This window comes from Streptomyces sp. NBC_00775 (genome assembly GCF_036347135.1).
Lineage (GTDB): Bacteria > Actinomycetota > Actinomycetes > Streptomycetales > Streptomycetaceae > Streptomyces > Streptomyces lutosisoli.
Genome location: NZ_CP108938.1, coordinates 9,119,860 through 9,133,407, shown reverse-complemented (window position 1 = coordinate 9,133,407; position 13,548 = coordinate 9,119,860). Strand labels below are relative to the sequence as shown.

General features: G+C 70.8%; 14 protein-coding genes and 1 pseudogene. 10 read left to right on the top strand and 5 right to left on the bottom strand.

The annotated features are described in order from the left end of the window. The first annotated feature begins 34 nt into the window (after nucleotides 1-34). Both OIC96_RS40575 and OIC96_RS40570 read left to right on the top strand, forming a co-directional pair. A complete protein-coding gene (locus OIC96_RS40575) occupies nucleotides 35-736 on the top strand; it encodes a pyridoxamine 5'-phosphate oxidase family protein (RefSeq protein WP_330303053.1) in 702 nt (233 codons plus the stop codon). After that, entirely contained in the window at nucleotides 736-1,365 is a 630-nt protein-coding gene (locus OIC96_RS40570) for an FMN-binding negative transcriptional regulator (protein WP_330303054.1), read from the top strand. Before OIC96_RS40575 ends, OIC96_RS40570 begins: the two co-directional genes overlap by 1 nt. A gap of 91 nt (nucleotides 1,366-1,456) precedes the next feature. Here OIC96_RS40570 and OIC96_RS40565 read toward each other — a convergent pair whose 3' ends face one another. The 3 genes from OIC96_RS40565 to OIC96_RS40555 all read right to left on the bottom strand — a co-directional run bounded on the left by OIC96_RS40565 (nucleotide 1,457) and on the right by OIC96_RS40555 (nucleotide 4,273). Further along, nucleotides 1,457-2,425, bottom strand: coding sequence for a DMT family transporter (locus OIC96_RS40565; protein WP_330303055.1), 969 nt, complete (start codon nucleotides 2,423-2,425; stop codon nucleotides 1,457-1,459). A gap of 204 nt (nucleotides 2,426-2,629) precedes the next feature. Then, a complete protein-coding gene (locus OIC96_RS40560) occupies nucleotides 2,630-3,640 on the bottom strand; it encodes an EamA family transporter (protein ID WP_330303056.1) in 1,011 nt (336 codons plus the stop codon). Nucleotides 3,641-3,724: 84 nt separating this feature from the next. Then, a complete protein-coding gene (locus OIC96_RS40555; RefSeq protein WP_406501379.1) occupies nucleotides 3,725-4,273 on the bottom strand; it encodes a Clp protease N-terminal domain-containing protein in 549 nt (182 codons plus the stop codon). Between the two features lie 196 nt (nucleotides 4,274-4,469). Between OIC96_RS40555 and OIC96_RS40550 the strand changes: the two genes are divergently transcribed. Then, a complete protein-coding gene (locus tag OIC96_RS40550; RefSeq protein WP_330303058.1) occupies nucleotides 4,470-4,658 on the top strand; it encodes a hypothetical protein in 189 nt (62 codons plus the stop codon). A gap of 203 nt (nucleotides 4,659-4,861) precedes the next feature. Beyond that, nucleotides 4,862-5,290, top strand: a complete 429-nt coding sequence (locus OIC96_RS40545) for a type II toxin-antitoxin system Rv0910 family toxin (protein ID WP_330303059.1) — start codon at nucleotides 4,862-4,864, stop codon at nucleotides 5,288-5,290. An 82-nt stretch (nucleotides 5,291-5,372) separates the two neighbouring features. Here the strand turns inward: OIC96_RS40545 and OIC96_RS40540 are convergent, their stop codons facing one another. Further along, nucleotides 5,373-6,020, bottom strand: coding sequence for a PadR family transcriptional regulator (locus OIC96_RS40540; RefSeq protein WP_330303060.1), 648 nt, complete (start codon nucleotides 6,018-6,020; stop codon nucleotides 5,373-5,375). A gap of 265 nt (nucleotides 6,021-6,285) precedes the next feature. On the opposite strand from OIC96_RS40540, the gene OIC96_RS40535 reads away from it, so the two are divergent. The 5 genes and pseudogenes from OIC96_RS40535 (at nucleotide 6,286) to OIC96_RS40520 (ending at nucleotide 10,716) form a co-directional block, all read left to right on the top strand. Further along, nucleotides 6,286-6,753 (top strand): hypothetical protein, encoded by a 468-nt coding sequence (locus tag OIC96_RS40535; RefSeq protein ID WP_381254220.1) that lies wholly within the window; start codon nucleotides 6,286-6,288, stop codon nucleotides 6,751-6,753. Between the two features lie 132 nt (nucleotides 6,754-6,885). Continuing rightward, nucleotides 6,886-7,128: pseudogene (locus tag OIC96_RS49970) on the top strand (DUF6188 family protein); the annotation flags it as partial. Then, a complete protein-coding gene (locus tag OIC96_RS40530; protein ID WP_406501380.1) occupies nucleotides 7,125-9,239 on the top strand; it encodes a SpoIIE family protein phosphatase in 2,115 nt (704 codons plus the stop codon). The pseudogene OIC96_RS49970 and the gene OIC96_RS40530, both read left to right, overlap by 4 nt. 180 nt (nucleotides 9,240-9,419) lie before the next feature. After that, a complete protein-coding gene (gene cspE, locus OIC96_RS40525) occupies nucleotides 9,420-9,629 on the top strand; it encodes a transcription antiterminator/RNA stability regulator CspE (protein ID WP_330303063.1) in 210 nt (69 codons plus the stop codon). Between the two features lie 277 nt (nucleotides 9,630-9,906). Continuing rightward, nucleotides 9,907-10,716, top strand: a complete 810-nt coding sequence (locus OIC96_RS40520; RefSeq protein ID WP_330303064.1) for a PhzF family phenazine biosynthesis protein — start codon at nucleotides 9,907-9,909, stop codon at nucleotides 10,714-10,716. A gap of 72 nt (nucleotides 10,717-10,788) precedes the next feature. Here the strand turns inward: OIC96_RS40520 and OIC96_RS40515 are convergent, their stop codons facing one another. Further along, nucleotides 10,789-11,589 (bottom strand): CPBP family intramembrane glutamic endopeptidase, encoded by an 801-nt coding sequence (locus OIC96_RS40515; protein ID WP_327427128.1) that lies wholly within the window; start codon nucleotides 11,587-11,589, stop codon nucleotides 10,789-10,791. Between the two features lie 186 nt (nucleotides 11,590-11,775). Here OIC96_RS40515 and OIC96_RS40510 point away from each other — a divergent pair, with 186 nt between their 5' ends. After that, a complete protein-coding gene (locus OIC96_RS40510) occupies nucleotides 11,776-13,539 on the top strand; it encodes a substrate-binding and VWA domain-containing protein (protein WP_330303065.1) in 1,764 nt (587 codons plus the stop codon). Nucleotides 13,540-13,548 lie beyond the last annotated feature (9 nt).

Here is a 13,548-nt window from a genome sequence, read left to right as displayed (position 1 = left end):
CACTAGTGCAATACGAAAGGCAAGGGAGAACGCGATGGCGGAGACGACGCAGGAGACGAGCACCCGGCCCGGGACGACGCGGCCCGCTGCCTACACCCCGACCGACCGCACCGTCCCCACCCGTTCCAAGGATCGCGCAGCGTACGACCACGAGCTGGTGCACGCGATACTCGACGAGGGATACGTCTGCCACCTCGGCTTCGTCCGCGACGGCGCCCCGGTCGTACTCCCCACCCTCTACGGGCGGGTCGGCCGGCGCCTCTACGTGCACGGCTCGACGGGCTCGCGCCCGCTGCGGATGACGGGCCAGGCCGATCCCGGGCTGCCGGTCTGCCTGACCGTGACCCATGTCGACGGCCTGGTACTGGCCCGCTCGGCCTTCCACCACTCGATCAACTACCGCTCCGTGGTGGTCCACGGCATCGCCCACCAGGTGACGGACCCGGACGAGAAGCGCACGGCCCTCGACGCACTGGTCGACCACGTCGTCCCCGGCCGCTCCTACGACTCGCGCCCCGCCAACGCCAAGGAACTCGCGGCCACCGCCGTGATCAGCCTCGACCTGGACGAGGTCTCCGCGAAGCTGCGCACCGGCGGCCCGAACGACGAGCCCGAGGACCTCTCGCTCCCCCACTGGACCGGAGTCCTCCCGCTGGCCAAGGGGTACAACGCCCCGATCCCGGCCGACGACCTGGCCCCCGGTATCGAACTCCCCGACTACCTGACGACCCTCTGATGCTGATCCACCCCTGGGACGCGCCCCGCGACGAGGCCGAGTGGCAGCGGTGGCTCACCACCCACGACTTCGGGCAACTCGCGGTGAACGGCCTGCCCGGCGAGCCGCCGCACGTGCAGCCCCTGCACTTCGCGTACGACGCCGAACGGGGAGAGGCTCTGACCCACTTGGCGCGCCCGAACCCGCTGTGGCCCGCGCTCGAAGCGAACCCGGTCGTGCTGCTGAGCGTGGTGGACGACTACGCCTTCATCCCCGGCCCCTGGCAGGCCCCGCCGGACGCGCCGCCCGAGCACGGCACGCCGACGAGCTTCTACACGGCCGTCCAACTCCGCTGCACCGCCCACGTCGTGGACGACCCGGAGGAGAAGGCGGATCTGCTGAACCGCCAGGTCGGCCACTTCCAGCCGGACGGCGGCTCCGCGACCGCCGCCGTCGGCGAGGCTCCGTACGGCCGTCTCCTCGCCGGCATCCGCGGCCTCCGCCTCGAAGTGACCGACGTACGGGCGAAGTTCAAGTACGCGAGCCACAAACCTGAGGAGGTTCAGGAGCGGATCGCGGCCGGGCTGGCCGCGCGGGGCGGACCGGGGGACGCGGCGGCTCGGGAGCATCAGATCCGCAGGCGGGGCTGACTCTCAGCCCGTCCGGCGTTCGAGGACGAGGCCCTTCAGGCCGATACGGGCGTCTGGGGGCGCAGGCCCGAGCGGGCCTGCGCCCCACGCCTCAGACGAGCACCGCTTCCTCCTCGGGCTCCGTGTGCCCACCGACCCCCGCGCCCCGCGTCTCCGCCACCGCGAGCCCCGCGACCGAGCCCAGCATCAGCAAGGTGCCGCCGAGGGTCGCCGCGGTGAGTCGTTCGCCCAGCAGCCCGACGGCCAGTGCAGCCGCGCTCACCGGCTCCAGGAGCATGATCACGGAGACGGTCGCGGCACGGACGACGGCGGCACCCGCGAAGAACAGGGCGTAGGCCAGCGCGGTGGGAATGGCGGCGATGTACGCCAGCAGGACCAGGACATGCACCGGTTGGGCCGCGTGCGGGACCAGCCCCTCGGCCAGGCCGAGCGGCAGCAGGCAGACGGTGGTGACGGCGAACATCCACGCCGTCGCACCTGACCCGTCGGCTCGACCGTCGCGGCCCCACCACCGGGTGAGCAGCGTCATCGTCGAGTACCCGGCCGCGGACACGACCGCGAGCACGACGCCCCCGGGGCGCACCGTCGCACCCCCGCTGCCCAGCACCAGCACCCCGAGCCCGGCGAGTGCCCCGGCGACGGCGGCGGTCCCGCCGCGCCCGAGTTGCTCCCCCAGGGTCAGCCGCGCGCCGAGCGCGATGAGCACGGGCCCGGCGCCCAGCGTGACGACGGTCGCCACGGCGAGGCCGGTCGCCTCGACGGCGGCGAAGTAGGCGGTCTGGAAGACGGCCAGCCCGAGGCCCGTGACGCCGATCCGCAGGGCCTTGCGGCCGAGCGGCTCACGGACGGCGGGCGCGACCGGCCGGCGCCGCCGCAGCCGTAGGGCGAGCAGCAGCACGAGTCCGCCGGCGCAGCGCCAGAAGGAGAGGGCGATCGGCCCCATGTCGCTGGCCCGGTAGACCAGCGACGCGGCCGCACCCGCGGTGCCCCAGGCGGCACCGGCGACGATCAGATAGAGGAGGCCTCGCCCGATGGGCAGGCCTGAAGCAGCATTCGACACGTGTTCTCTCCGCAGATACGCAGAAGTTCAGGAAGGGACCACGTCGCCGCCCATGCCGCGAGGGCAGGGGCGTACGGAAAGGTCCTCGGACTTCTTCTGCGGGCAGCACCGTTCCGCCCGGCACCGAGCCGGGCGTGGATTCCGGAGGGCCCGCCTCAGGCGGCCGGAGGCGGAAGAACGAGCGTCGAAGGCATGATCAGCACTCTAGGCGGCGGTTCCCTGGGCCGACAACTCTCTTTCGGCGTCGCTCCCGCCGCTGGCGACCGGCCCGTCCGAGGGCTTCGCGGGCGCCGACGACTGCGCGATGAACGCGCCGAGCAGCACCACCGAGCCGCCGATGATCTGCGGTGCCGAGAGGTGCTCGCCGAGCAGCACCCAGGCGAGGACGGTCGCGATCACCGCTTCGAGACAGGCCACGACGCCCGCGACCTGCGGGGAGAGCCGGCGCACGGAGACCACTCCGGTGACGTAGGCGACGACGGTCGCGATCAGCACGATCCAGCCGAGGAGCAGCGCGGCGGGCACGGACGTCCCGTTCATGTCCGCGCTGCCCCCGAGCACGGACCAGTCCATGGTCCAGGGGCGCGCGACGACGGTCAGCACGAGCGTGCCGACGATCAGCCCGTACGCGATCACGCCGAGCGGGTCCGGTGCCTCGTCGCCGGCGTCGCTGCCCTGGTCGGACAGGACGAAGTAGCCGACCTGGCAGCAGGCGGCGCCCAGTGCGAGCAGCAGTCCGACGAGGTCGAAGCTCAGCCCGGACCACACCTCGACCACGCAGGCGAGTCCGCCGACCGCGAGGACGACCCCGAGGGCCGCGGCGCGTGTCACGGGCCGGCGCTGCACGAAGCGCACCCAGCCCAGCACGAGCGCGGGCGCGAGGTACTCGACGAGCAGGGCGACGCCGACGGGGACACGGGAGATCGCGGCGAAGTAGAAGGCCTGGACACCGGCCACGCCGAGCAGTCCGAAGCCGGCGAGCAGCGCGGGGCGCCGCCGCAGCAGCGCCCGGTGGCGTACGGCCAGCGGCAGCATCACCAGCGCGGCGCCCGTGACGCGCAGCCACACCACGTGGAGCGGGTCGAGCCCCGCTTCGATCAGCGGCTTGGCCGCGACACCCGATCCACCGAAGGCGACCGCCGACGCGAGCGCGAGGCCCAGGCCGACGCCCCTTCCGCGGTTGCCCTGACTGCCTTGAGACGTATGCACCGGCACATGATGACAGGCGACGACATGAGCGTCATCCCCAATGACACCTGTCTCAACGACTGGGACTCGGCGGCCGGCTCGCCGCCGGGCTCAGCAGTCGGCGTCGCCCCCGCCGACGCACTCCTCCAGGCCCGCCTCGATCCGCCGCAGCACCGCGTGCGCGTCGGCTCCCGCACGCCCGAGAACCTCGACGGCCCGTGACTGGGGATCGGCGACGAGCGCCGCGAGGAGATCGAGACCGCGGGCTTGTACGTCGCCCCGCAGTACGGCGCGCTCGTACGCGTCCTCCATGGCGCCGGCCGCCACCGGGGACCAACCCGCCTCGGCCACCACCGGCACGGCGCCGGAGTCCTCGACGGTGCTCTGCCAGCGCAGTCCGTAGCCGATGCTGCGCTGCACGAGATAGCCGAGCAGCCGGGCGACCTGTGGCCCGCCGTCGAAGACCGCGCGCACCTCCGGGTCGGACTCCAGCAGCGAGTGCAGCAGATGGGCGGTGTCGATCTGCCGGTCCCCGTCCCGCAGCGCCCTCCTGCGCGCACCGGAGACCACCGACGTCAGCTCGACACTGAGCCCGACATCGATGTCCGTACGGTTCGAGCCGCTCTCGGCGGCGGACTGCTGGGGAATACGGGATGGCACAACCCCTACCCCATCAGTCTCTTCGAGCCGCGTCATCCGCGGCGGGCAGCATTTTCGCGTCCGACACAGGGTGGGCAACCATGAGCGGGTTCTCCTCCTTACGGATGACTTCGCGCCGATTTCCCCCAGGGGCGCGCGCCGCCTTGCTTCGCGCCCCACTCGCAACCGTGCCGCTCCGGCGCTCGTCCCTCGGAACATGGAGAGCAGGTGCTGGCTGGTGATCCTGCCGGCGATCGACGGCAGGCAGTACGTATACCGGGTGTACGCCCCCGAGGACGCGCTGCTCGCCGACCTGTTCTGGGAGGCATGGCACTGCCACGACGAGGGTCCCCACCCGCGGGCGTGGGACCTGTTCGACGCGGCGGTGATACGACGGGTGGGCTGACCGCCCGTCACCGCACGACCGCTCGACGCCGCCGCTCGACACCTCTGCTCGACGCCACTGTTCGACGCCTCCGTTCGACGCCTCCCTTCGACCCTCCACAATTCCTGACGGTTCATCAGTATTGAATGTTCCAGGGCCTGCGGCTACGTTCCGCGACACCGTAGCTGCGCCGGGCGCAGCGCCCGACACGAAGGGGTGGTCGCATGGCCGAAGTCAGCGCGGAGGCACGTATCGAGGCACCCGCCGAGAAGGTCTGGGCGCAGCTCACGGACTTCTCTTCGCACGGCGAGTGGAACTCGACCCACACCAGTTTCCCGAAGGGCGGCCCCGCGTCACTCGAGGTCGGCGGCACCTTCGAGGAGAACATGAAGCTCATGGGCTTCCCGGCCGAGGTCAACTGGACCATCGAGGAATTGGAGACGGCCCGCACCCTGGCCATCCGCGGCAAGGGCCCGATGGCCGTGAACGTCGCCACCCGCTACACCCTGACCCCCGACGGCGACGCCACGACGGTGCGGATCGACGGGGAGTTCACCGGCGCGGCCGTCTCCTTGATGGCCGGCAAGCTCAAGGACTCGGCGACGGCCGCCCTCAACGAGTCGCTGCGCAAGCTGGCCGGACTGGTGGCCTGAGCCCAGCGCGCCGCACCCGTACGCGGAAAGGCGCCCCGCGGAAACACTTCCGCGGGGCGCCGTCAGGTACCACAGCACGCCGTCAGTCCTCGTCGGCGAGGATCAGGTACAGCTTCTTGCGGGCTTCATTGATGACCGCCACCGCCTTGTCGCGCTGGTCCTTGCTGCCGGTCTTCCAGACCTGACCGAAGGCCTCCATGAGGCCGAAGCCGGCCTGCCGGATCTCGTGCAGCGTCTCCCAGTCGACCCCGCGCCCGGCCTCTTCCCAAGGCGCGTCGGGACCCTCGTCGGCCGCGCTGCGGCCGGACTCGGTGAGCGAGAACAGCTTCTTGCCGCCCTCGGCCTCGCTGGTGATCAGGCCCTCGTCCTCCAGCAGCTGAAGGGTCGGGTACACCGAACCCGGGCTGGGCTTCCACGCCCCGCCGCTGCGCTCGGCGATCTCCTGGATCATCTCGTAACCATGCATGGGCCGGTCCTTGAGCAGGGCCAGGATCGACGCGCGCACGTCGCCGCGCCGCGCCCTCCCCCGGGGCCCGCCCCGACCGCCACGCCCGCCCCAGGGGCCCGGGCCGAAGCCGGGTCCACCGAAGCCGGGGCCACCGGGTCCACCCGGCCCGAAGGGCCCGAAAGCCCCACGCCGCCCCTCGAAGCCGCCCCGACCACGAGGACCGGGTCCGCCGTGGTGTCCATGTCCGTGTTCGTATCCGAAGTCTTGTCCACGGGAACGCATCGCAATCACTCCATTCCATCGTTGATCGGTCGCGATGCGTCAACGATATATCGGAAGCGTTCGGATGACAACCCCCGAGGTCTGGACAGGTGTGTTCCGTCTCAGGCGATGCGGAGGATCACCGGCTGCTGTTCTCGCCGCACCGGTTTCACCACGCCGGCACCCCTGAGAAGGCTCTGAAACCGCGCTGAATGCGTGGTCGGCCACGCTCTGCGGCATGACGACGACGACCCCGCCAGGGGCAGCGGACCGGGAGGGGATCACCATGAACGGCCTGCGACTGATCCGCCGGCACGCGGCGGCCTTCGGACGCTTTGCCGGGCTGGGCAGCGGGGTCACCCTCGCGGCCTCGGCGGCCCTGGTCCTGCTTTCGCAGTGGATCCCGTGGATGGCGGCGAACGCGCTGACCACCGTCGCCTCCACCGTGGTCGCCACCGAACTGCACGCCCGCGTCTCGTTCGGCCACGGACGGCCCGGTCTGGCCGGCCACCTGAAGAGCGCGGCCACCATGGCGCTCGGCTGGCTGGTCACGTCCGCCGCGGTCGGCTCGCTGGCCGCGCTCCGCCCCGGCGCCGGACTCGTCCTGCAACAGACGGTGTATCTGTCTGCCACCGCGCTCGTCGGGATCGGCCGCTATCTCGTGCTGCGTCTGGCTGTGTTCGCGGAGCGCGCCCCGCGGCCCCGGACCGGCGGTGGCGTCCGGCTGCGGGCCGCGTATGACGCTGCGGCGTGAGGGCCGGCGGGGAAGGTATGCGGCCCGGGGCCGGGGCGGGCGGCGCGTCCCTCGGGGGTCGGCAGTAGCGGATGGACGTACGGCCGGCCGTCGGCCTCGTGGGTCGACGGCGAGGCCGGACGCGTCGGCCCGTCCCGCAAGGCGGCGGCACCGGCCCTTGCCCCCTTCGGAGCGAAAGTCCTGTCGGCGGTCGCGTTCAAGTCCGGCACCCTGCGTCTCGTTCTCGACACAGGCCACCACCTGACGTGCTCGTCCCATCCGTCCTTCGAAGCGTGGCAGGTCACGGCCCAAGACGCGACGCGACTGATCCACATGCCGTCACCACCGTGCGGGCTTAGCGTTCTGAACATGAGCATGAGGTGCTCCGTCGAATGACCGGGCCCTGTGAGCAGCCAGATGCAGCTGATCCGCTCGGTGCGGCCTTGGCGGCGGCTGTGCGCCGTACAGGTGCCATGCTCGGGGGCGTCTATCTGGTGGACCCGGATGAATCAGTGGTGGGTCTGGTCGCGCTGTGCGGTGTGTCGGTCGACGCCTTCGCACCGTGGTGGCGGAGCGCCTTCGCCCGGCCCGGTCCGATGCAGGATTCGATACGCAGCGAGCGGCTTGTCTGGGTGAGTTCCCTGGAAGAGCTGGCGCGCTTCTACCCGCGCGCCGCGGCGAACCTCCCTTATCAACTCGCGTTCGCGGTCGCCCCGTTCAGACATGTCCGACACTGCCGGGGTGCACTGCTGCTCGCGTGGCCTCCCGGTCGTACGCCGATTCTCAGCCGCGGTGAGCGTGGCCGCATCGCCTTCAGCGCCCGGCGCATCGCGCGTGTGCTGAACGCGGCTGTCCGCCCGCAGGTGATTCCGGAGCGGCCCCATTTCGTCCCTCCCCGTCCCGAAGAGCCGACGCCGCAATCCGCGTCGGCGGCGGCCGGCCTGATCGAACGCCTTCCCCTCGGCACCCTCGCCCTCGACCTCGCGGGGCACATCACCTACGTGAACACCGCCGCCGCCGGACTGCTCGGCAAGCCCGCGGAGCAGCTGCTGGGCAGCCAGCCGTCGCAGTCACTGCCCTGGCTCGACAACATCACGTACATGGACGCGTACCGCACTGCTCTGAGCAGCCGCGAGAACGTCGCCCTGACCGTCCTCCGGCCGCCGGACCAGTGGCTGGATCTCCGCCTCCACGCGGACGACAGCGGCACGAGCATCCTCGTCACGCCCCACCGCTCGTCGAGGGCTCTCGGCACGCAGCCTTCCACCGAAGCCGCGGCCTCGCCGGAGAGCCGCATCCATCTTCTGATGGTTCTGGCAGCCGCACTGACCGAAACCGTCGGCGTCCAGGACGTCGTCGACCTGGTCGCCGACCAGGTCCTGCCTGCCTTCGGCGCCCAGGGCATGATCATGTCCGCTGCCGATCCCGACCGTATTCGGATCATCGGGTACCGCGGGTACGCTCCCGACGTCATCGAGCAGTTGGACGGCCTGCCCGCGGACGCCGATCTGACCCCCGCCGGCCGCGCGATGGCCACCGGCGTGTCCTTGTTCTTCGCCGACCGGGAAGAGCTTGCCCACCTTTACCCCAGGGCGCCGCAACTCACCGACAAACAGGCATGGGCCTTCCTGCCGCTGCTCAGTTCCGGACGCCCGATCGGCGGTCTGCTGCTCGCCTACAACGCCCCCCACCGATTCACCGCCGCCGAGCGTTCCATCCTCACGCCGCTCGCCGGTCTCATCGCCCAGGCCCTGGACCGCGCACGCCTCTACGACGCCAAACACGGCCTCGCCCACGCCCTCCAGCAGACCCTCCTGCCCCACGCCCTGCCCACGGTGACCGGACTCGATGTGGCCGCCCGCTACCTCCCCGCCAGCCACGGCGTGAACCTCGGCGGCGACTTCTACGACCTCATCCGCCTCACCGACACCACCGCCGCGGCCGTCATCGGGGACGTGCAGGGCCATGACATGTCGGCAGCCGCACTCATGGGCTTGGTACGCATGGCTGTCCACTCCCACGCCACGGCTGGGGCCACGCCCGAGCAGGTCCTCACACGCACCGACCGCGACCTCGCCGACCTGAACGCCAGCCGCTTCGTCTCCTGCCTCTACGCCCACCTCGACCTCGCCCACCACCAGGTGACCCTCGCCAGCGCCGGACACCCGCCCCCGCTCCTTCGACACCCCGACAACCGGGCCCATGCCGTCGACATCCGTCCCGGCCCACCCCTCGGCGTCGGTCTCGGCACCCACTCCTACCCGCTCACCACGCTGCCGCTGGGCCCGGGGACGCTCCTCGCCCTCTACACCGACGGCCTGGTGGAGATCCCCGGCATCGACATCGCCCAGACCATCGCCGACCTCGCAGACCGCCTCGGTCAGTGGAGCCGGCTTCCCCTGCACCAACTCGTGGACAACCTCGTCCACCACACTCGCCAAGCCAGTCGACACACCGACGACATCGCCCTGCTCCTGCTTCAGCCCAACCGCAGTGCCGAGCTGTGATCAGACTTCAATGACGGAAGCCTGAGATTCGATGTCACGGGACATCCGGCTTTCGTGCTGTGGCTGGATGCGGTGGGAAAGTTCGCGCGATTTCGAGCTTCGGTGATCCACTCTGCGGGCACGACGTAGAAGTCCCAGCGCCACACGGCCGGGTCAGGGCTCGAACAAGGGGAGTGACAGGTGTCGAAGCTCAAGGGGCAAGTCAAGTGGTTCAACGAGAGCAAGGGGTTCGGCTTCATCACCCCCGCAGACGGCAGCAAGGACGTGTTCGTCCACTTCTCGGCGATCCAGGGCAACGGCTTCAAGACCCTCGCCGAGGGCCAGAATGTCGAGTTTGAGATCCAAGACGGTCAGAAGGGTCCCTCCGCCGTCAACGTCACCGCTGTCTGACCGCACCCGGCCAACGAACCGGCCCGGTCGCAGCGATGACCGCGGTGCCTCAAGGCGTCTGTGCGGCTACTGGGCCCGGCAGCCGCACAGACGCCGACTGCTGCACCGTGCCGGCGCTCGGGCCGGCGGGCTGAGCCTGTGGTAGCCGTCCACCAGCCACAACTGCCTGGGGTTCATCGACGGGCGCATGTTCCTGATGCCGCATGAGCCCACAATCGGTCCACCTCCCCCGAATTGGCCTTGGTCCGCCACTCCACGTGACAGCTAGCGTCGACCCATGCGGATTCGTATCGTCGACGCCTTCACCGACCGTCCCTTCGCCGGTAACCCGGCCGGGGTCCTCCTCCTCGACAGCTTCCCGGACGACGCCTGGCTCCAGAACGTGGCCCTGGAGGTCAACCACGCCGAGACGGCGTTCGCCCGGCGGCTTCCCGAGGGCGGCGAGGCCGACTGGGCGCTGCGCTGGTTCACCCCCGCCACCGAGGTCGCGATGTGCGGGCACGCGACGCTGGCGACCGCGCACGTGCTGCACACCACGGGCGCCCACGAGGGACCCGTACGGTTCGCCACGCTCAGCGGCGTGCTCATCGCCACGCCCCACGCGGACGGTTCGATCACGCTGGACTTCCCGACCGCGCCCCTCACCCCGGTCGAGGTCCCGGACGGCGTCGCCGAGGCGCTGGGCACGGAGCCGCTCACGGCCTTCGACACCGGGCCGAACCTCGGCGACCTGGTGATCGAAGTCGCCGACGAGAAGACGGTCCTGGGCCTCGCCCCGGACCACAAGGCGCTCGCCCGGTACTCCACGCGCGGCATCATCGCGACCGCCCGGGCCGAAGACCCTTCCCGGGGCTACGACTTCGTCTCCCGCTGTTTCTTCCCGAACGTCGGCATCGACGAGGACCCGGTCACCGGCAGCGCCCACACGGCCCTCGCGCCCTACTGGTCCGAGCGCCTCGGCCGCCCCGGTCTCACCGGCCTCCAGGCCTCCCCGCGCTCCGGCCTCGTCCGCACCGAACTGCGCGGCGAGCGCACTCTCCTCACGGGCCGCGCGGTCACGGTCATCGAGGGCGAGCTGCTCGCTTAGCGGCTCACGAGAGTCGGGGCACGGCACACGTAAGGGGCGTACGGCCATCTCGTACGCCCCTTAAGGCCTTGCTCACGCCGTGGGCAGCCACCCCACCTTCCCCGCCAGCAGCGCGTATCCCACGAACGCTCCGATGTCGAGCAGCGAGTGCGCCACCACGAGCGGCCCGACCCGGCCCCAACGCCGGTACAGATAGGCGAAGACCACACCCATCGCCATGTTGCCGACGAAGCCGCCGATGCCCTGGTAGAGGTGGTACGAGCCGCGCAGCACCGCGCTCGCCATCAGCGCGGTACCCGGCGTCCAGCCCAGCTGGCCGAGCCGGCGCAGCAGATACCCGACGACGATGACCTCCTCCAGCACGGCGTTCTGCACGGCCGAGAGGATCAGCACCGGGTACTTCCACCACACATCGGGCAGCGCCTCCGGCACCACGGTGAGGTTGAAGCCGAGCCCGCGGGCCGCCAGATAGAAGGCGATGCCCGTGCTGCCGATCACCGACGCGATCGCCGCCCCGCGCCCGAGGTCCGGCCACGGCCGCGTGCGGTCGAAACCGATGACGCGCAGCCCCACGCCCTCCCGCAGCAGGAGGTGCGCGACCAGCGCGACCGGCACCAGAGCCGACGCGATGCCGAACAACTGCCAGGCCAGATCAAGCCAGGGGCGCCCTGGCGCGGCCGAGGCGTTGAGGGTGGCCGCCTGGTCCTTGAGACCTCCCGGTTTGGTGACCGATCCGACAAAGCTGATCAGCGCGGACACTCCGCTCGCACCGAGCGAGAGCGCCAGGACGAGCAGCGTCTCGTCCCGGAGAATCCGTCGTGTCAGCACCTCCTTCGGAAAAGAATCGGCCACCGACCCCGCCTCCACCTGCACTCCCGCCTCCAGTTGAGTAATCCCGCCTCATCCCCATCTTCGCCCCGCTAGGGTCTCGAAAGAAGTTACGAAGATCGTGCGCGACAGGCCGTTGGGGGGACGGGCGCCGTACGGGGCGTACCTCCCCTTTGTCTGTCTTACGGCTGTCTCACGGCTCAGGGCTCAACAGGGAGGGGCACCACCGTCATGGGACGTCACAGCTTGCCCGACGAGTACGGGGCGGGCGCCGCCGACCCCCGCCCTCGCGCGCGCCGCCGCAATGTGGCCATCGCGACGGTGCTCGTGCTCACCGTCGCGGCGGGCACGGCGGCCGCGGTCCGCGGTGGCCTGCTCTCATTCGGCGCCTCCTGCCAGGACGACGCCGTCCATCTCGAGGTCGCCGCGTCGCCGGACATGGCGCCCGCGCTCAGGGCCACCGCCGACCACGCCCGCAAGCACAACATCACCTCCGACGGCCGCTGCCTCGACGTCAGCGTGACCGCCCGCGAGTCGTACAAGTTCGCCGACTCGCTGAGGTCGGGCAAGCAGTCCGACGTCCAGGTATGGGTACCGGACTCCGACATCTGGGGGCAGCGCCTCACCGCGGACAGCACAGCGACCAAGGTGACCAACGCGGGCAACGTCGCGTACTCGCCGGTCGGCGTCGCCATGGTCCCGTCGGCCGCGAAGACGCTGGGGTGGCCCGACAAGACGTACACCTGGACCGAGTTGGCCGGCGCCACCATGACGAGCGATCAGCTCAAGCTCGGCGCGGCCGACCCGACGCGCAGCGCGACCGGCCTGCTCGCGCTGACACAGCTCAGCACCGCCGCGGCGCGGACCAAGGGAGGGGACACCCAGGCGGCCGCGATGGCGAAGGCCCTCTCGCAGCGCACCTCCGACAGCGACAGCCAGGTCCTGGACACACTCCCCCGTGACTCGTCCGGCGCCGAGCAGGGCAACCCGAAGCGCAACCAGGCGCTGATCCTGTCCGAGCAGGCGGCGTTCACGCACAACACCTCCGCCGACGACGGCGACGGGCTCGACCTCTTCTACCCCAAGGACGGATCGCCCCAGCTCGACTACCCGTTCACTCTGGTCGACGAGGAGCGGATGAGTACCGACGAGAGTCGCGCCGCCCTGCGGTTCATGACGCTGCTGGGCGAGTCGGAGCCGCAGAAGATCCTGGAGGAGCACGGCTTCCGCACGAACGACGAGAACCCTTCGAAGGGGCTGGTCACCGAGGCCGGCGGCCGCTCCCCGCAGCCGTACGCCCAGGCCTCGGCCGAACCCACGTCGGCGAAGGCTCTCCAGGAGGCGCTCGGCATGTGGACGATCACGGTGCAGAGCGCCCGGATCACCACGGTCGTCGACGCTTCCGCGTCCATGTCCGAGCCGGTACCCGGCACCGGCCAGTCCCGCATGGACGTCACCAAGGCGTCCCTGCTGCAGGCCCTCGCCACCTTCACGCCCGAGGACGAGATCGGGCTGTGGAAGTTCTCCACGAAACTCGACGGCGACAAGGACTACCGCGTGCTCGTGCCGACCGAGCGGCTCGGCGACAGCAAGGGCAGCGGCACCCAGCGGGACAAGTTGTCGGCGGCCTTCAGCGCCCTGACGCCCGTCCCCGGCGGGGCGACCGGCCTGTACGACACCACGCTGGCCGCGTACAAGGCGGCCACCTCCTCGTATGTGAAGGGCAAGTTCAACGCGCTGGTCCTGCTGACCGACGGCGTCAACCAGGACCCGGGCAGCATCTCGCGCTCCAGCCTCGTCGCCGAACTGCAGAAGCTCACCGACCCTCAGCGTCCGGTGCCGCTGATCGCGATCGCGGTGGGCCCGGACGCCGACAAGGAGGAGATCGAGCAGATCGCCAAGGCGACCGGCGGCTCGGGCCACCAGGTCAACGACCCTTCGCAGATCCACTCGGTGATCCTCAAGGCGATCGTGGAGGCGGGCGGCCAGAGCTGACCCTCCCGC